The following is a 16797-nucleotide window of genomic DNA, read 5'->3' on the forward strand; positions in this document are numbered from 1 at the left end:
AACATCGAGATTGACAATCACCGCGATACATCCTTGTTTGTTATCAAAGAGATGAAGTGCTTGGAGCATGCAGGAATGGTAATAAAGTCCGCGGACGTCGTGATTGTGGGAAGTGGTCCAACCGGCTCGGCCTATGCCAGGATCATTCGCGACAACTGGCCAGAAGCTCGCATCGTGATGGTGGAGGCCGGGCCTCAGATCCTCCCCAAGACCGGCGCGCACCTTGACAATGTTGCCGATCTCGACGAGCGAGGCGCGCTTGAAGTCCTGGCCCAGGGCGGCGATCGCAGCCCTCGCATGCCGATTAACAAGGAAGAATGGGAAGCGCGCCGCGCCGGTGGCTTCGACGGTTCGCTTCTGCGCCGGTCGGGCCTCTTCATCGCCAATGAAGGCGACCCCCAGGATGAAAACCTGTTTGCCGGCTTTTCTGCTGCCAATGTCGGCGGCATGGGCACCAAATGGTCGACCGGCACGCCGGTACCATCGCAAATAGAGCTCGTACCATTCATCCCCTCCAGTGAGATGCAGGCCGCACTTGCCACTTCGGCCAAGCTTCTCGGCACCAACACAGATCCGAATGCCGGCGACCCCGCCGCGACTGCGCTTCGCGAACGTCTGGGCAAAGTCTTCAACCCCGGCCGCACGCCCGACCGCTTCGTCCAGCCGATGCCGCTTGCCGCCACGCCGGGGCCTGAGGGTCTCCATTATCATGGAACCGACGTTGTGCTTGGCGATCTGGTCGCGGAGCCTGCTGAACGCTTCACCATTTTGACGGAGACGGCCTGCCGCCGCATCATTCACGATGGCCAGACCGTTACCGGCGTCGAGCTGGCCAGCACGGGCTCGGGGGAAACCTACGTCGTGAATGCCGGCACGGTCGTCGTCGCCTGCGACGCGCTTCATTCGCCGCAGCTTCTTTACGCGTCAGGCATTCGCCCGGAGGCACTCGGCCGCAACCTCAATGACCACTACATCGTCTCGCAGATTTCCGAGATGGACACCGATGTGCCGATGAAAGCCATGAACTGGATCCCGGCCACAAAGGAATTTCCATATTCGGTGACCATCGCGCCCGCCAGCCTGCATAGCATGCCGCGTTCGGGCGATATCGTCGGGCAGCCGATCGGAATGGGCGTCTTCGTGTCCTCAGACATCAGCCCCGACAACCGTGTGACTTTTGACGATAAGCGCACCGACTGGCTCGGTCTGCCCGCCATCTCGATCAAGTGGCATCAGTCGGAAGGCGACAAGGCGCGCCTTGAAGAGGCCAAGGGACAGGCGCTGAAGATTTCCCATATTATTGGCCGGCCGGCGCCGGGCTTTGCCACCTTCATACAGCCGGTCGGCTCCTCGCTGCATTTTCAGGGCACAATCCGCATGGGTGAGGCAGACGATGGCACAAGCGTCTGCGACAAGACCTCGAAAGTCTGGGGTTTCGACAATCTTTATGTCGCCGGCAACGGCGTCATTCCCACGGCAACCGCGACCAATCCCACCCTGTTTTCGGTCGCGCTTGCCAGCATCGGCGCCAAGGCGATTGCTGATGCCCGCCGTACAGCGGCCTGAACAACGAGGCGAATGTCATGACTAATCAAAAACTCAAAGTGCTCGTGGTCGGCCTTGGCCAGATGGGCAAGAGCCATGCACTTGCTTACCACACGCATCCCGGCTTCGAGATTGTCGGTCTCGTCAACCGCTCGACACCAACGCTTCCGCAAGAGCTCTCCGGCTATCCTCTGCGCACCGATTTTGCCGCAGCACTTTCCGAATTTTCACCTGATGTCGTCGCTGTCGCAACGCACACCAATACCCATGCCGACATGGCGGTTGCAGCGCTTGAAAGCGGCGCCCACGTCTTCGTCGAAAAGCCACTGGCGGCCAATGTTGCAGATGCCGAGCGCGTCGTTGCTGCGGCCAAGGCAAATGGCCGTAAGCTCGTCATCGGCTACATCCTGCGCCATCATCCATCCTGGATGCGGATGATTGCAGAATCGCGCGATCTCGGCGGTCCTTATGTGTTTCGAATGAACCTCAACCAGCAATCGAGTGGTGCTGCCTGGGACATCCATCGTTCCATCATGCAGACGACTTCGCCGATCGTTGATTGCGGCGTGCATTATGTCGACGTCATGTGCCAGATCACCGATGCCAAGCCGGTCGAAGTTCGTGGTATGGGCGTCGGAATGGCCCAGGGCCTGCCCAAGGGCATGTATAATTACGGCCACTTCCAGGTGCTGTTCGATGATGGCAGCGTCGGCTGGTATGAGGCCGGATGGGGGCCGATGATGTCGGAGACGGCGTTTTTCGTCAAAGACGTGATCTCTCCCAACGGCTCGGTCTCGATCGTGATGGACGAAGGCGCCAACTCCGCAAGCCTTGATGCCCACACCAAAACCTCGCGCCTGCGAGTACACTACGCAGCAACCGATGCGGCGGGCGGCTTTACACGATCCGACGACTGGCTCGACATGCACGATGAGCCAGACCATCAGATGCTGTGCGACCGCGAGCAGGATTTCGTTTATCGAGCCATAACGGACGACCTCGACCTCACTCGCCATATGGACGACGCCGTCACCTCGTTGAAGATCTGCCTTGCGGCAGACGAAAGTGTGCGCACCGGTCAGGCCGTTAAGCTCTAGCGCCAAGGATGGCGTTGTTTGTCCGTCGATAGCCCTCGCCACTCAGGGCATCGTTGCAAGGCGCGATCGTCTTTCTAATGCGCGTACCGGACGGCTCATTTGAGCCGGTCGGCGGGCAAGCCATTTCGGACGTCCGGTAACACTGCCGCTATCGGCGTTCGAGCCGCTCTGGTTTTGCGATCCGCGCCTGCCCGATGGCACTCAATGCCAGTCTCTCCGTCACATCCGAAACAAAAGATGTGCCTTCGAATGACTTGGTTTTCTTCGTTGCGACACCGAAACCGGCCCTATTCGTTGCGATCCGCGGCCGGAGACCAGGCCGAATGGAACCCATACTGATCTGCGAGGTTTCCTTTCCAGAAGGAGATCAATCATGTCGAACGATGCCACCCCCAATTCCGCCAAGCTTCCCCCCAAGTCCTTGAACGAGGACACTCAGGATGATGAGCTTCCTGAAACCAACGTCGACGAGCAGCGCGCCCCACCGGTCAACATGGGCAACAGCCGAGAGGCTGGCGATGGCGTTACGGACACCGACCCGCGGACAGGCAGGGCCGATGCCAAGGATCACATCCCGGCTCCTCAGACTGCGAACCGGACGTGACAAGATGGATGACCGCAAAGGCTACGTGGAACCAGACAAACTCCAGGCGGATGACGAGATCTCCCCTCGGCCGACCAATGATGGAAAGACCGCCGGACGCCCCGAAAAGAATGAGGACTGCGCCAGAAGCGAAGCGCCTCGCCCGGCCACCTCGCAATAGCCAGCTATCCCAGAACATTTGCATAGATCTGCCCCCTGCACTCAAATTCGATGAACGCCAAGACTCGATTGAGATCTGGGAAACCACTATCGACGACGCTCAGCGATCAGCGTCGATAAGACGAAGAGACTTTTCAAAGATCGCCCCACGGATAATCGAGTGGATAAGGCAAAAGCCCGTGCGGGCACGCTCGCCGTGAAATGCGAAGCGATCTACCATCGGTCAGTAAGTCACACCGGGAGCACTCGCGACCACGCGTTGGCGGACGCGGGATAGTCTGGGAGCTCGATATCGTCCGCACTGGGCATCAAAAGCTTGGCCGCTACCTGCTTGACACCTGGCGTCGAGACTATCCTAAGTATGGCGTGCTGAAGAGCGACGCCAACACGCGTTTGCGGCTGAAGCATCTTCGGGGCGAACTTCGGGACACCCTGCCCCTTCTCCACGAAAGGCCGCATGATTTCCTCATATCGCTTCAGTGCTGCCCCAATATCGTCGGTATTCGACAACTCCCCGGCAAGCACATAGGCCCCGACGATGGCAAGTGTCGTGCCAATCCCGGCGATCGGCGTCGCACACCAGGCCGCATCGCCAGTGAGCACAACTCGTCCTTTCGACCAGCGGTCCATCTTCACCTGCCGAAGCACGTCGAAGTAAAGGTCATCCGAAGCATCGAGCCCGTTTAAGACGCGCGGCGCTTCCCATTCCACGCCATCAAAGTGCGCCCTCAGGAAGTTCTTCTGACCCGGACCGTCCAGGTCTTCCTCACCGTCTGCCTCTTTCTGGACCACGAGGATTGCCCGCGTCGTGCCCTTGTTGTCCGGCCGAAGCCAGATGCTAAGGCCTTCACTGGCGGTATAGATCCGACAAAGATCGCTATCGTCTGGGGCTTTCGGGATGGTGAAATAGCCCATTGTGACGTCGAGCCACCGCGGCGAATTCTCACCTTGAAACACCAATTCTCGGGTTGACGATCCGACACCTTCCGCGATCACGATAAGATCGTAGCGCTCGACAACGCCGCTCTCAAACTCAACGGAGACCGTCTCGCTGTCCTGTCTGACGGAACGGATCGCGTCGTCGAAGCGGAACTTCACGTGCTCACCGCACGCCTCGAACAGGATCCGCGCCAAATCTCCTCTCAGGATTTCAAGCTCAGCCGTCGGCCCATTCGCGCCGATTTCGTTCAAGCCGAACTGCGCTACCGTATCGTTTTTGTCGTCGACAAACCGAATGCCGGTCTCGCCCGTGCCAGCTTCTTTCACGGCATCCTCTATTCCCATTTTCGCGAGGACTTTTCGGCCCGCGCCGCGAACGTCGATGTTTTGACCTCCGTCTCGAAACTCGGGGTGTCGCTCGACGACAGTAACCTCGGAGCCCCTTTGCGACATCCACCAGGCAAACGTATTGCCAGCAACGCTCGCACCGGTAATCAGTACCCGATGCACCTTGGGCGTCTCGCTCAGCTCATCGTCCATAGTGTCGTCTCCCTGCAAAGCGGCAAAGCCAGATCGATCGTGTGGGCGACAACGAGTTTTACGTGCGGAAGTTCCGGCTCATGGCGCCAGGCATTCTTCGCAGATACCGCAGCCGTCCTCTTCCAGAAATGATCGCCGTCCGCAACACAGGCACGTCGTCGTACCCTCAGCTGAAGGGCATTCCCGTTCCGGCGGCAGGATTTCTATTTCGGTCGTGGCATTCAGTTCGAAGATTTCGTTTTCCATCTCGAGTGCTCCAGGTTCGAGAACGCATTTGAGATGGTGAACCCATGGCACGAAGCAAGATCGCCGAAGGTTTGGATCGGCAAATGATCATGGATAGGTCGACCGTATGACGACGGATCTGGCGAACCCGGTATCTGTGGACGATCGAGCGCTCCCGGCGAGAAACGGGGAGCAGCCTCGACAGCTTGGACGATCTCGTGTCCTCACTTCTGAAGGCCTTCCCAGAGCCATGGACGGCGCGGTGCCGCATATGCCGGGATAAGGTGGGTTGCGGCATCGCGGACACAGGATTTGCCGGGGCTCGACCTAGCCGATCGCTTACGACAGCTCGCGCACGACCGCATTCTTCTTGCCAAGCGCCTTAGCCTTGTAGAGGCACCGATCAGCCTCGAGTGCCAAGTCTTCAAGCGATGCGCCAGGCGAGCGCGTCCACGCAGCTCCGACGCTCCCTTCGGCTAGCACGACGCCCTCGGCAAGATCGATCGGCATGGCGAGCGCGTCGACGATGCGCCTTGCGACGACATCCGCGATGCTCCCGTCTCCACTCATGACGACCAGGAATTCGTCCCCGCCGAGCCGGCTCACAGCATCGTGGGGTCTAACGGCAGCCTTGAGGCGCTCGGCGGTCTCGATCAGTACAAGATCGCCCGCTGAATGACCGAACGCATCGTTGATTTCCTTGAAGCCGTCCAGGTCGATGGTCACCACAAGGACACCATTGGCCCGGTCAAGCCTCTGGAACTTCTTCAAAATCCCACGCCGGTTATATAGCGTCGTCAATTGATCCGTGTCGGCGTCCATCTCAAGCGTCTGCCGACGGAGATGCTCTTCGGTAAAATCGATAACGACACCGATGATGCGCATCGGGCTCCCGACGTCGTCGCGCAGCAGGCGACGGTCGCAACGCATCCAGCGCTCGCCCGCCACGGTGTGTAGTCGATATTCTGCAACGGACTTGTCGACCTCACCCTCGAGCAACGGCGTAAGATCGGTTGCGCGATAGTCCTCAGGGTTCACTTTCGCCAGATAGGCCTCGAGGTCCATTCGTGCTGCCTCCGGGCCGCCGATAAAGCGCGCGAGCCGTTCAGAGGTCTGGAACGCTCGTGTCGGAACGTCCATGTCCCAGAAGCCGCCCCGCAGCGCTTCCATTGCAAGTTCGAGCTGTGTTGCCCTTTCTGTGAGGGCTCGCTCGACTTTCCGAAGCTCGGTGACATCCTCGATCTGGCAAAGGATACGGACCAGTTCGCCGCTTTCGCGACGCATTGCAGTGACCGTCAGTACGGTCTCTACAACTGACCTATCTGGTCGCACGTACCGCTTGTCAGTCCGATAGCCGTCGCGGCGACCGGTCAGGACGTCATCAAACAACGACAAGCTGGGAGCTACGTCTCCGGGATGTGTGAGTTCCGAGAAAGACATGCCTTCAAGCGAGCACTGGTCACGTCCCACAAGTTCGGCAAATCTTCTGTTCGCTTTGACTATCCGGCCGTCGGGTAAGATCATAGTGAGCCCGAAGATCGCAGTTTCGAATGCATTGTCGAACAGCCTTACACGCTCCTCCGGCGGTGTTTCCGAAGCGCCTTGGAGCGGAGCTATTTCGTCCGGTCTTGTCATTAGGGCGTCTCCTGTAGACGAAGAACAACGTTTAGGAGACGAAGGTCGTTCCGGCAGCGCCGGCATCAAAGGCTATCCCTGTGCGGATCGTGACGGAGCAGGCAGGAATGTGAGCGCAAATGCTCACAATCCCGCCGGAACGCGCGGAGTTTTCCCGCGTTTGACCATTCGGAATCGGCATGGACACCGAAGCAGACGTCGACGCGGGGTTATCTGCAAGGATCGATAACTATCGCCAGATCCGATGATGGCAGGACAATCTCATTGGATCGATCTCCTCCCGTTTGGATACGTCTGCCTCGTAGTGCCGATCTTTGGTCAGCATCCGCTTAGCCGCAAACATCAATGGCACAGAGCCGCGTGGGTGTGCGCGGCTTCGCCACGCCGCCCTACCGCATCCTGCCTTCGTTCTCGTCTGCGGGATCGAAGTTCATATCCCAGTCCTTGACGGGCTTTCCGCCCGGAGGCACCTTATGTATCGTCGCGTCCTCAGAGCCGGTAATGACGGTCGGCTTGGCGCTGTGAACGCCGGTCGATTTCCGATCAGCTACCGACTTGGCAAACTGGCCTTCGGCATCCTTCTCGACTTTAGACATGTCACTCGCCTTTTTGCTTGAATCCATCTGAGATCTTCTTGACCCCCGGATCGCTGTTGGTTTCTCCGTTGGCGTCCCGAGCGCTGTCGGGATCGTCTTTCGCCGGCATGTAGCCCGGCGGAGTATTTTCCTGCGAGCCCTCCCATCTAGGCGATTGGTCCGTGGTGCCGGGCGCACCATCCTTTGGCTTGTTCATTCCCATGACATTCCTCCTTCCTGTATAACAAGTAACCTTCGGAATTGACGGTAGTTCCTAGACGTCGCTAAAGCGGCTGTAGAAATCACCTCGCGCGGTCATAATTTTCTTCTGACGACGTTACAGGGTGGCAAACATCTTGGTCCCGCTAATTTCCCGTAATTTGCATGAGACAGGATGGACGTGTGCTGCCGAGAGCTGGTTTTCCTACTTGTACACGGCAATTTGCCAGACAACGGCAACTCATGTCGCGCTCGATGAGAGGCTCTGGTAAAGGTGCGATAGTCTATCACCGCACCTGCTCGTCGAACATTTAGCTGAAACGCTTCTTGGACAGTCAACGTCAGCTCATCGTACGATAACGTACTCTAATAATAGCTTGATCATCAATGTTTTGCACATAAAAGTCAAAGTGGCTTAACAAGCCGCTTCGATTTCATGGTTCAGTTTTTTGCCCCGCTTTCCAGCGGGGCACTTTTCGTTCTGAAAGTGCGAGAAAGGTTTCCGCTTCTGGTGATGGTCTGAGAGGAACCTCGCAAACCCTCGCTAGGGCTGTGTCTTCAGGAACATCATTGAACAAGTCACGATGCGCCTGGCCAGTCATTAGACGGTTCCTCTACGACGTGAGGATCGTCGGCCGGATCCGGGTCGCGCGCATAAAGCACCTTCATATCTCCAATTTCAGCTTCGATGATGGCTAGCACTTCCGGTGCTGCTAAACCGGCTAAGACGAACTCATCGACCAGTTGCTCCAGCTTAAGCCGCAGTCTTCCAGTCTCCTCGGTCATGAAAATCTCCTCTCATCTTCTCCTGCATCCGAAACGCTGGGGCGCGGAAATAGATGCATTATGCATGCTTGCCCCTTTAACAGCGGTTCAACTGTGCAGTTTAGATCATCGCCTCGCAAACTGGACTAAGCCGTTGAAAATGATTCGCTTCGGGTCGGAACGAATTACCTCCTCAGTGCTTGAGTCGTCATCAAAAGGATTCGGAGTATACGTCATGGCAACAATCGCCAGAGATGGTGAGGGACCCGATACAGCAGGCTTTGCTGCGGCTGATCGCGGACAAGTGCTCAAGCCGGGGAAATCGGCAAAAAGCAAGAGCGCCGCTGCCGCGTCCAACGTCGTCAATATGATGGACGCACTTCGTAAGAGCGTTGACGCTGAGATCGAAGACTGAAAGGCCGGATAGCTTCGAACACGGCATTTGCATGGAGGAACACGATGGAACGCGACAAGAGTATTTCGGATCGAACCATATCCCGGGAGCAAAGGCCCATCCCGCAGGCTCATAAGCCCTCGCAGGGAACTGAAGCAAACCCACTGCGGGGCGAAGCTGAACTTGCCGAGGAAGCGAAGGAAGGCTTCAAGGATGCTTCCGGAAAGCTGCCTGCTGGTGAGGTTTAGATCGTCCCTCCGGACAAAGCCCTGCTCGAGCCAAAAGGGAAGCCAGACATGGGAAAAGACTTGCAAGAACATATTAGGACGCGCGCCTATGAAATCTGGCTTGACGAAGGACAGCCGGAAGGGGCGGATTTGCGGCACTGGCTCCAGGCCGCCGACGAACTTTCTGGTGATGAAACTCACGAAACGCTTCAAGAGCTACTAGACGAGGATGACCGCGAAGACGAGGTCAAACAGCGGCGCGAGCGCGAGCCGATTGTATCGGAGGCTGCAACGACGGTGCCTGTCGTGGAGATAACGACTGGCCGGGAGCCGGCTCGGAGAAAAATTCGACAGACTGAAGGACCGTGACGGAGTTCCATCGGCCTCTCATCGCAAAAGCCCCTGCCCGCCATCGATCCAGATCGGCGATCCGGTGATGTGGCGCGACTTGTAGAGATGGTCTTGTTCCATTCCTCCAGCGTTATAGATCATCTATGGGGGCCCCAAGCGCCGTTGATCCCGGCGTTTCAACGACGACGTCAAGTCGACCGTATCGGTGGACGAGTTCGCGTGACGCTTCTTCCATCTGCCTTAGATCGGCTATATCGGCATTCAAGACGCAAGAGTTGCCACCTCTCTTTGCGATTTCAAGCATGACTTCTTCAAGATCGTCCTGGCTGTGCCCCGAGCAAACCGACGCAGTATCTTTCCAACGCAAGTGATCGGGCCGTGGCCCTGCCAATTCCCGAACCTGCAGCCGTGGTTAGCGCAACCTTGCTCATGTGACCCCATACACTTCTTGTTCAAAGACGCGCTTGTTAACTCGGCTCAGCTGATACGGTTCCTCATATCGCCTCACAGCCACAATGCGGTATTTGATAAGGTTGCAGGCAACGGTTGGCGGGACGCCGCCGGGCACTCAGCCGATCCTCGCAAGGATCTCTTCCGTGGAAGTCATCTCCACCTGCACCGAAAACCTCGCCCCGTGGAGCTGCAAGGTGAAATCTTGTGTGGCATCCGCTCCACTACAAACCGTCTCACAAGGAATGATAGCACTGTAACCGAGGTTCACTGCACCGATGAAATTCGCGAGGCACAAACATCTGTTTCTCCTCCCTTAAAGATAAGGGTATCGACGCCATCTCGAGTTAGAAGTTGGTGAAGGCGACCGTCAATCCACGGTGAGATGGTCCGTCTATCAAATAGTCGCGCCGGCGAGACAAATCGGGCTAGCGATGCCAAAAGGTCGACCAGATCGCATGGTATGTGATCCAGTGTCATTTGACCCCATTTTTCGCAATCAGCCTTCCGTGCGCCGAGCATCTCTGCATTACCGGCCCTAGTGTCGACTAACACTACGCGACCGTCAGGGGTACCAAGGTTGTCTACGATCGGAGACTTCCCAGAGCATGGACGGTCTTTCACTCGGCTGGAGCAGACATATCCTTATTGCGCTTGAAAAAGCGGATGCCGTAGACACCAAGTTCTTCAATGAGCCAAAGAACGCGCTGAGAGCGGCAGTTGTGGAGGCGAGAAGCTCACGCGCGATCCCACCGACGCGAGCGGTCTCAATCGCGACCCGATCCAAATGGCACTCTTATCAAGGAGTATGGTTTAGTGCGCTTTGCCGCCTGCTTCGCCAACCGCCTCGACAAAGATCACCCGCGCGTCGTCCGCACTAAGGCGACCGTCCAGAGCGGCTTTGCATGCCATACGCGCTCGTAAAAACTTAAGACCGCTCATATTTGGCCATCTGTCAGTAAGGCAGGTCATGGCTTCAAACGGACCGCCAACAAGCTTCTGTTCCTGATGCGGAAAATTAACGGCTACTGGTGCGTTCCAATCATTATTCGGCATTCTATCCTCCCGACGACGCGAAATACTCGTCTGCGACAATATCTAGGGAGCAGCACCCATTAGCAAAGGCCCCAATTCCGTTGGTACGGTTACAGACGAAAAACTTTACCCAAGGGCGCTGGCTAGGCGAACACTACTATTCCGGACAATATGGAGATCACGGGGAGGACCAGATTGGTGACGGGAGACGGGTGACAGATACACCGTGCCGGCAGTCTCACCGCCACGTAGGATCAAGCATGCGGTGGATGGGGGTATGGCACGCACTCAATGAGGAGAATGATGGTGGCGCAGATTTCTCCGGGCTGTCCAGATACTGCTTGGTCACGAAAAGCTAGAAAGCACCGTCCGCTACTTTGGCGTCGAGGTGATCGACGTGCTCAGGACCGCCGAGCAGATCGAGCTGGAAGGCAGATGACCACCGGCAATAGCCAGTGGTCTCCCTCGCGCCATGTGTGGACGGCTCCGGTTTGGCAAGAGTTTTGTCGACTTTTTTGCACATTGCTGGTCGGAGCTGCCATGTGTCCGGCCTTTGGATGCGGCACAGAACGAGGCCGCTGGCCATAATGCTCTCCGCGGATTGGGTCCCGGTCAATAGCCCGCGCTCGAAGCGCCTGGCGCGAAATGGGTTGTCCCTCTCCTTGGGCCGACTGGCGTAGGTGCGTTATAGTCTCCTGCTCTTACCAACGACGTTCACGGCGCATGCGCCGTGTATCAATTCCCGGCGACGACCGGCAGTGCTCTATAGGGTTCGTTTCGGGTCATGATTGCCCAAGCAACCCGCGCCATTTTGTTGGCGAGCGCTACGGCGGCGACCTTCGTAGATCGGCGCTCCATCAATGAGACCAGCCAAGGATGGCGGGCATAACCCAATAACTTGGCTCGCTTGATCACCGCCATTGCTCCGACCACCAGTAACTGCCGTAGATATCGGTTCCCAGCCTTGCTGATCCCTCCGAGTTTCTCCTTGCCGCCGCTAGAGTTTTGCTTCGGGACCAAGCCAATCCAGGCACTCAAATCACGACCGGAACGGAAGACGCTAGGGTCGGGAACGCTGGCAGCCAGTGCTGTTGCTACCAATGGACCAACACCTGGAATCCCTTCGAGCTTGCGGCTGAGATCATGGGCACGGTGCCACTTCATGATCTGCCGATCCAGTTCCAGTATTCGCTGCTTCAAGAGATCGACCTGGTCGGCCAAGGCGGCAAGACATAAACATGCTTCGGCTGGTATCTCAGGTTTTTCACCTTCGCGAATGAGATGTAGAAGCTCAATCAGTCCGTTACGACCGATCCCCGCAACGATTCCGAACTCGGCGAGATGGGCACGTACAGCGTTGATGGTCAATAGCAGCCGTCCGTAAGCCCTCTGTCTGGCCTTCTCCCTTTGGCTAGCGCAGCGTCGTGAGATTAAGATTTCATCAACCACAGCGACAATCCGCATGACGCCGCTTATCTAATTAAGTACCTGCAAAAACTTACAATTATCAAAAATTCAGATCGCCTATAGGTAGCAAATTCAGTGGCATTTGCATGAGGATAGGCGATGGGCTCGGGCTTTGGGACGCGGGGTTTTGTCAGAGAAGCAAACCGCAAGCTTGGATTTCTCTCGGGGGTCTCAATAGGAGCTCTTGCCCTCGGATTTAGCGTACATGCCGCTTCGGCCGCCACCTTTTTCGTATCGACCGAAGCCCAACTCTATCAAGCGATCGCCGATGCGCAGGCGAGCCCGGATGCGTCTTCAACTATCACGCTTACGAGCAGTTTCTCACTCGCCAGCCCGTTCCCGACCGTCGCGGCCAAGAACATTACGGTCGAGACCAGCGGCTACATTCTCACCTTTTCTGGCAGCAGTGCCTTCAATATTGCTGCTGGTGCTACGCTCACCTTTTCTGGCGTCGCCGCGAATTCCGCTTCGGTTCTGACAAAGACCGGTGATGGAACGCTCTACCTCCAAGACACGGCAACTGGAATTACCCGAGTGACTTTGAGCGATGGCTCAACCGTCATTGCGGGTGGCGCAAACGTCACCTACGGAACATCCTCCGGTGGCACACTGGCCCAGCTTGACCTCGCTGGAACAACCGGATCGGAAGCATCCCTTACTATCTCCGGTGCGGGCACGCGCGTCCAAGCCACTGGTACCGATGCCAATCAACTCAGTGGCGGAGTCGGAAGTGTCTCGACATTTACCATCCAGGACGGCGCTAGGTTCACATCGGCAGGGGGCGTCACGCTTCACAAGACGTCCTCGCTCGGCACTGCAACCGTAAACGTCCTTGGCGCTGGCTCTACGTTGGCGGCAGCCTCTTTCGCCTCTGTTGCCGGTATCTCCTACATCAACGTGCTTGACGGCGGTGTCGTCAACATTACCGGACAAACCTCGTTCGGTAGTATCGGAAATCTCGGATACGCCGGAGCGAACGCCATGGTCGTAGTGTCGGGGGATGGCTCCGAATGGACAACCGGGACAACGCTCGCGATGCAAAGCGGCTCGTTGTCAGTTCTGGACGGCGGCGTTGTAACCGCCACGACTGTCAACGTTGCGACGACGACGAATGCGGTCACTCCAAACTTCAATGTGCTAGTCTCCGGCGACGGATCGGAACTACGAGCAACCACAATGACAGTGGGGACAAGAGGCACCGGTATCGTAACCATTGCCAACGACGGTCAGGTGATCATCAACGGCGGCACGTCCGCAATTGTTTTAGGTGGGCCTCTTGCGAGCAGCAACGCCTCGCTGAACATCGGTGGCGTCGTAGGTGCTGCGGCGACTGCGGCAGGCACGCTTGCCGCTTCGGCGATCACGCTCGCGGCCAGCGCAGAGATCAATTTCAATCACACCGAAACCGGCTACGTTTTCGACACGCCAATCAACGGCAGCGGCGCGATCAACCAATATGCAGGACGTACCATCTTCAATGCCGACCAAACGGGATTTTCCGGCCTGGCAAGCATCTATGGCGGTATGCTGGAGGTGAACGGCATCCTTGGCGGCACTGTCGAGACCAACGGCGGAACGCTCGGCGGCGTTGGCACTGTTGGCGATACGACAAACAATTCGGGCGGCTCCATCGCCCCGGGCATCATCGGGATCGGCACACTGACGATCGGCGGCAACTACACGAGCAATGGGGGCGCCCTTCTGATCGAGGCGGCACTCTACGACGACGCCTCGCCCGCCGATCTTCTAACCGTGACTGGCGACACCATCCTCGGGACCGACGCGACGAGGGTGTTCGTGACCAACCTTAGCGGTTATGGCGGCGAGACGACCGGCGATGGTATCAAGATCGTCGACGTTGCAGGCGTATCGGCCTCCGATGTCTTCGTGCTCGGGGCGCCGGCGATCGGGGGAGCCTATCGCTACGGTCTCTTCCAGAACGGCATCACGGACCCAGCTGACGGCGACTGGTATCTGCGGACTGTCAGCCTTGCGCCGACCGTGCCCGTCTATGAGAGCTATCCGATCGTTCTGCTTGGGATGACCGACCTGCCGACGCTCAGGCAGCGCGTGGGCGACCGTTATTGGTCGGAGCAGGACGACACTGTCGGCTCGCCAGATGGCTTTACAGGGCCGCGCAATTTCTGGACCCGCATCGAAGGCGCGCATGACCACGCCGAGGGCAATTCTACGACGGACATGTCTTATGACAGCAACCGCTATTTGGTGCAGGTCGGCATCGACGGGTTGCTTGAAGAAACATTCAAGGGCATGCTGATCGCCGGCCTCAATGTCCAGTACGGCCAGACCCACGCCAACATCGCTTCGCCCCTCGGCAACGGCGAAAACAACACGGATAGCTACAGCATCGGCGCGACGCTGAGCTGGATTGGCAGCGACGGCTCCTATGTGGATGGTCAGGCACAGGTCGCCCACCTGTCGACCAATCTCTCGGCTAGCGAAGTCGGCAAGCTGGTGGATCGCAATGATGGCAATGGCTATGCGTTGAGCATCGAAGCTGGTCGCAAGATGGCCATCGACAACAATTGGTCGATCATTCCGCAGGCGCAGTTCTCCTACAACGCCGTCAACTTCGACAGCTTTACCGATCCCTTCAACGCGCATGTCAGCCTTGATCGCGCTGATACCGCCAAGGGCCGGATCGGCTTGGCCGTGGACTATGATGACAGTGCCGGAGCAAGCCGCAACCACGTCTATGCGATCGCCAATCTGACCTACGATTTCCGCAATGGCACGTCGGTGAATGTTTCTGAGGTCAACGTGAAGTTCGAACCGGAGAAGTTCGGCGCCGAATTCGGCGTCGGTGGCACCTACCGCTGGGCCGATGGCAAATACAACCTTTATGGGGAGGCACTGACCGCCACGCGCTTCGATGGCAGCTATGGCTTGAAGGGAACGGTCGGCTTTAGCACGGCCTTCTAAGCCGCGTTCTTGAACCAACGCGCCGATCGCTTCGCGGCGCGTTGATTATCCGCTATCGAGCCCGGATGTCGCCTTAGGGGTCGGTTGCGATTGTACAGCAGAAGCGCCGATAGCTACCGTCAGGCGTGCCCGCTGAAAGCATCGGCCTCGTTCTGAGTAGTGAATGTGAACGTGACTAGCTCACTCTCATCGTCCTGACGGATGCCGATTGCAGTCACGATCAATCGAGCGATCTCGTCCTGTGCCTCATGTCCTGACCGGTATGATTTCACAGCCTTCTCGATGGCCGCTGCAAAGACTTCGCTGATCAGGCCAAGCCGCATATTGTGTTTCATGATGATGTCCCGGTCCTCGATGATCGCCGCCTGTTCTTCCTTCGGGATTGCGGCATTGTCCATCGCGGTGATCGTGGCATTGGTTGCGAGCTTGATCGGACCTTCCTGAAGCCACCGCTCGACCATCTGGTGGAACTGATGCATTCGCGCAGCGGGAATTGTTTTCTGGACAGTGATCGACATTTGCATTCCTTCGTCAGCTTCCATTCAAACCGATACACGCTCCAAGGACACAGGATCGGCTGTCGCAATTAAAAATTCTGTCCCAGCAGGGTTTATGTGGCCGAGCCACAAGCTTCAATGCATTTATGCTGGAGATCCACCAGTCGCGAGACATTGGGGGCGATCGCGTGGGCAGTTTGATGGCAGCTTCAGCCAATGGGTCTCCTGGCGCAGAAGCGCCAAGAGCATGCGTAATCGGGCGGTACCACAAACGGCAAGCTCCTAGTACAATCCCGGTGAAACCGGGATGAAGGGAGATGACGATGTTCTACGCTGCTTTAGACGTGTCACTGCGCTCTGTGGCAATTTGAATCATCGACGAGGCCGGAAAAGTCAGGCTCGAACGGTCCGTACCATCAGACGTGCCGGATATTGTTCGTTGCTTCAACGAGTTCGGCGAGCCTATCCACCAGGTCGGGCTCGAAGAGGTGTCCAAGCCCTGAACCATCAGGGTTGCCGGAGTGCATCGACGATGATCCTGAACGCAGGCGAGTTCTGACGTCTGCTGGGATAATATAGGTAATAGCCGGGGAGCATCGGCGACCAGTCACCGAGAACCTGGACAAGACGTCCCAAGGCAATTTCGCGAGCAACGACGTCTTCCGGAACATAGGCAATGCCATAACCATTCGCCGCAGCATCGATCAAAGCATACGACGTATTGAAGATCAGTTGTCCCTCAACCCTGACACGGACCTCGCGGCCCTCCTTCTCGAACTCCCAACCGTACAGACCTCCGGAACGCGATTGCCTGTGATTGATGCAGTTGTGCCCCACCAGGTCCTGAGGTGACTGGGGTATTGAATGGGCGGCCAGATACTCCGGGGATGCCACGGCGACGAGACGCCAGTCAGGTCCGATCCGCACCGCGATCATGTCCTTGTCGAGGATCTCGCCGAGACGGACACCAGCGTCGACGAAATTGCGGAAACCATTGTCGCTGTTCAGTTCGAGGCTGATGTCGGTGCAGCGCGACAACCAAGATGAGACGAAGCGTCAATCAAGATGAGACGTTGCAGCAGCGGTGGAACGAAGAGAGGGCGTAGCCCGAACGGAGTTCTACCGCTGCT

At 57.5% G+C, this 16797-nt stretch carries 17 protein-coding genes and 2 pseudogenes; 8 read left to right on the forward strand and 11 right to left on the reverse strand.

Going from position 1 to position 16797, the window contains the following annotated elements; all coding sequences use genetic code 11:
* Positions 1 to 75 precede the first annotated feature (75 nt).
* The 3 genes from QTL96_RS14975 to QTL96_RS14985 all read left to right on the forward strand — a co-directional run bounded on the left by QTL96_RS14975 (position 76) and on the right by QTL96_RS14985 (position 3246).
* Entirely contained in the window at positions 76 to 1566 is a 1491-nt protein-coding gene (locus QTL96_RS14975) for a GMC oxidoreductase (protein WP_289728229.1), read from the forward strand.
* Between the two features lie 17 nt (positions 1567 to 1583).
* On the forward strand, positions 1584 to 2642 hold the full coding sequence (locus QTL96_RS14980) for a Gfo/Idh/MocA family oxidoreductase (protein ID WP_289728230.1): 1059 nt from the start codon (positions 1584 to 1586) through the stop codon (positions 2640 to 2642).
* Between the two features lie 373 nt (positions 2643 to 3015).
* Positions 3016 to 3246, forward strand: a complete 231-nt coding sequence (locus QTL96_RS14985) for a hypothetical protein (protein ID WP_289728231.1) — start codon at positions 3016 to 3018, stop codon at positions 3244 to 3246.
* A gap of 390 nt (positions 3247 to 3636) precedes the next feature.
* On the opposite strand, the gene QTL96_RS14990 is transcribed toward QTL96_RS14985, so the two are convergent.
* From QTL96_RS14990 to QTL96_RS15015, 6 genes are all read right to left on the reverse strand, one after another.
* A complete protein-coding gene (locus tag QTL96_RS14990; RefSeq protein ID WP_289728232.1) occupies positions 3637 to 4884 on the reverse strand; it encodes an FAD-dependent monooxygenase in 1248 nt (415 codons plus the stop codon).
* Positions 4885 to 4962: 78 nt separating this feature from the next.
* The gene (locus QTL96_RS14995; protein WP_289728233.1) at positions 4963 to 5130 is read right to left on the reverse strand and encodes a hypothetical protein; all 168 of its coding nucleotides are present in this window, start codon (positions 5128 to 5130) and stop codon (positions 4963 to 4965) included.
* Positions 5131 to 5448: 318 nt separating this feature from the next.
* On the reverse strand, positions 5449 to 6810 hold the full coding sequence (locus QTL96_RS15000; RefSeq protein WP_289728234.1) for a sensor domain-containing diguanylate cyclase: 1362 nt from the start codon (positions 6808 to 6810) through the stop codon (positions 5449 to 5451).
* A 323-nt stretch (positions 6811 to 7133) separates the two neighbouring features.
* The gene (locus tag QTL96_RS15005) at positions 7134 to 7340 is read right to left on the reverse strand and encodes a hypothetical protein (protein ID WP_289728235.1); all 207 of its coding nucleotides are present in this window, start codon (positions 7338 to 7340) and stop codon (positions 7134 to 7136) included.
* Position 7341: 1 nt separating this feature from the next.
* A complete protein-coding gene (locus tag QTL96_RS15010; RefSeq protein WP_289728236.1) occupies positions 7342 to 7542 on the reverse strand; it encodes a hypothetical protein in 201 nt (66 codons plus the stop codon).
* A 575-nt stretch (positions 7543 to 8117) separates the two neighbouring features.
* The gene (locus tag QTL96_RS15015) at positions 8118 to 8324 is read right to left on the reverse strand and encodes a hypothetical protein (protein WP_289728237.1); all 207 of its coding nucleotides are present in this window, start codon (positions 8322 to 8324) and stop codon (positions 8118 to 8120) included.
* Between the two features lie 214 nt (positions 8325 to 8538).
* Here QTL96_RS15015 and QTL96_RS15020 point away from each other — a divergent pair, with 214 nt between their 5' ends.
* From QTL96_RS15020 to QTL96_RS15030, 3 genes are read left to right on the forward strand one after another with little or no spacing between them, the layout of a single operon-like run.
* Positions 8539 to 8718, forward strand: coding sequence for a hypothetical protein (locus QTL96_RS15020; protein WP_289728238.1), 180 nt, complete (start codon positions 8539 to 8541; stop codon positions 8716 to 8718).
* A 44-nt stretch (positions 8719 to 8762) separates the two neighbouring features.
* Positions 8763 to 8945, forward strand: a complete 183-nt coding sequence (locus QTL96_RS15025; RefSeq protein WP_289728239.1) for a hypothetical protein — start codon at positions 8763 to 8765, stop codon at positions 8943 to 8945.
* A 48-nt stretch (positions 8946 to 8993) separates the two neighbouring features.
* Positions 8994 to 9293: a DUF2934 domain-containing protein gene (locus tag QTL96_RS15030; RefSeq protein WP_289728240.1), complete on the forward strand. Its 300-nt coding sequence runs from the start codon at positions 8994 to 8996 to the stop codon at positions 9291 to 9293.
* 699 nt (positions 9294 to 9992) lie between these two features.
* On the opposite strand, the gene QTL96_RS31285 is transcribed toward QTL96_RS15030, so the two are convergent.
* Positions 9993 to 10247 (reverse strand): isochorismatase family protein, encoded by a 255-nt coding sequence (locus QTL96_RS31285; protein ID WP_354669139.1) that lies wholly within the window; start codon positions 10245 to 10247, stop codon positions 9993 to 9995.
* Between the two features lie 291 nt (positions 10248 to 10538).
* Complete coding sequence (locus tag QTL96_RS15035; RefSeq protein ID WP_112819128.1) at positions 10539 to 10781, reverse strand: DUF982 domain-containing protein; 243 nt, start codon at positions 10779 to 10781, stop codon at positions 10539 to 10541.
* Positions 10782 to 11036: 255 nt separating this feature from the next.
* Between QTL96_RS15035 and QTL96_RS15040 the strand changes: the two are divergent.
* Positions 11037 to 11199 (forward strand): annotated as a pseudogene (locus tag QTL96_RS15040) (integrase); the annotation flags it as partial.
* 296 nt (positions 11200 to 11495) lie between these two features.
* Here QTL96_RS15040 and QTL96_RS15045 read toward each other — a convergent pair.
* Positions 11496 to 12224 (reverse strand): IS110 family transposase, encoded by a 729-nt coding sequence (locus QTL96_RS15045; protein WP_289728241.1) that lies wholly within the window; start codon positions 12222 to 12224, stop codon positions 11496 to 11498.
* 102 nt (positions 12225 to 12326) lie between these two features.
* Between QTL96_RS15045 and QTL96_RS15050 the strand changes: the two genes are divergently transcribed.
* Positions 12327 to 15170, forward strand: coding sequence for an autotransporter outer membrane beta-barrel domain-containing protein (locus tag QTL96_RS15050; RefSeq protein WP_289728242.1), 2844 nt, complete (start codon positions 12327 to 12329; stop codon positions 15168 to 15170).
* Between the two features lie 119 nt (positions 15171 to 15289).
* Here the strand turns inward: QTL96_RS15050 and QTL96_RS15055 are convergent, their stop codons facing one another.
* Together QTL96_RS15055 and QTL96_RS15060 are read right to left on the reverse strand one after the other, a co-directional pair.
* Positions 15290 to 15712: a hypothetical protein gene (locus tag QTL96_RS15055; RefSeq protein WP_289728243.1), complete on the reverse strand. Its 423-nt coding sequence runs from the start codon at positions 15710 to 15712 to the stop codon at positions 15290 to 15292.
* Positions 15713 to 16174: 462 nt separating this feature from the next.
* Positions 16175 to 16690: pseudogene (locus QTL96_RS15060) on the reverse strand (LysR substrate-binding domain-containing protein); the annotation flags it as partial.
* Between the last annotated feature and the right edge of the window lie 107 nt (positions 16691 to 16797).

The organism is Rhizobium sp. S163, assembly GCF_030380805.1.
Lineage (GTDB): Bacteria > Pseudomonadota > Alphaproteobacteria > Rhizobiales > Rhizobiaceae > Rhizobium.

Coding starts and splice junctions, on each gene's coding strand:
- QTL96_RS14975 (WP_289728229.1), top strand. CDS start 76: ATGGTAATAAAGTCCGCGGACGTCGTGATTGTGGGAAGTGGTCCAACC.
- QTL96_RS14980 (WP_289728230.1), top strand. CDS start 1,584: ATGACTAATCAAAAACTCAAAGTGCTCGTGGTCGGCCTTGGCCAGATG.
- QTL96_RS14985 (WP_289728231.1), top strand. CDS start 3,016: ATGTCGAACGATGCCACCCCCAATTCCGCCAAGCTTCCCCCCAAGTCC.
- QTL96_RS14990 (WP_289728232.1), bottom strand. CDS start 4,884: ATGGACGATGAGCTGAGCGAGACGCCCAAGGTGCATCGGGTACTGATT.
- QTL96_RS14995 (WP_289728233.1), bottom strand. CDS start 5,130: ATGGAAAACGAAATCTTCGAACTGAATGCCACGACCGAAATAGAAATC.
- QTL96_RS15000 (WP_289728234.1), bottom strand. CDS start 6,810: ATGCCGGCGCTGCCGGAACGACCTTCGTCTCCTAAACGTTGTTCTTCG.
- QTL96_RS15005 (WP_289728235.1), bottom strand. CDS start 7,340: ATGTCTAAAGTCGAGAAGGATGCCGAAGGCCAGTTTGCCAAGTCGGTA.
- QTL96_RS15010 (WP_289728236.1), bottom strand. CDS start 7,542: ATGGGAATGAACAAGCCAAAGGATGGTGCGCCCGGCACCACGGACCAA.
- QTL96_RS15015 (WP_289728237.1), bottom strand. CDS start 8,324: ATGACCGAGGAGACTGGAAGACTGCGGCTTAAGCTGGAGCAACTGGTC.
- QTL96_RS15020 (WP_289728238.1), top strand. CDS start 8,539: ATGGCAACAATCGCCAGAGATGGTGAGGGACCCGATACAGCAGGCTTT.
- QTL96_RS15025 (WP_289728239.1), top strand. CDS start 8,763: ATGGAACGCGACAAGAGTATTTCGGATCGAACCATATCCCGGGAGCAA.
- QTL96_RS15030 (WP_289728240.1), top strand. CDS start 8,994: ATGGGAAAAGACTTGCAAGAACATATTAGGACGCGCGCCTATGAAATC.
- QTL96_RS31285 (WP_354669139.1), bottom strand. CDS start 10,247: ATGCTCGGCGCACGGAAGGCTGATTGCGAAAAATGGGGTCAAATGACA.
- QTL96_RS15035 (WP_112819128.1), bottom strand. CDS start 10,781: ATGCCGAATAATGATTGGAACGCACCAGTAGCCGTTAATTTTCCGCAT.
- QTL96_RS15045 (WP_289728241.1), bottom strand. CDS start 12,224: ATGCGGATTGTCGCTGTGGTTGATGAAATCTTAATCTCACGACGCTGC.
- QTL96_RS15050 (WP_289728242.1), top strand. CDS start 12,327: ATGGGCTCGGGCTTTGGGACGCGGGGTTTTGTCAGAGAAGCAAACCGC.
- QTL96_RS15055 (WP_289728243.1), bottom strand. CDS start 15,712: ATGGAAGCTGACGAAGGAATGCAAATGTCGATCACTGTCCAGAAAACA.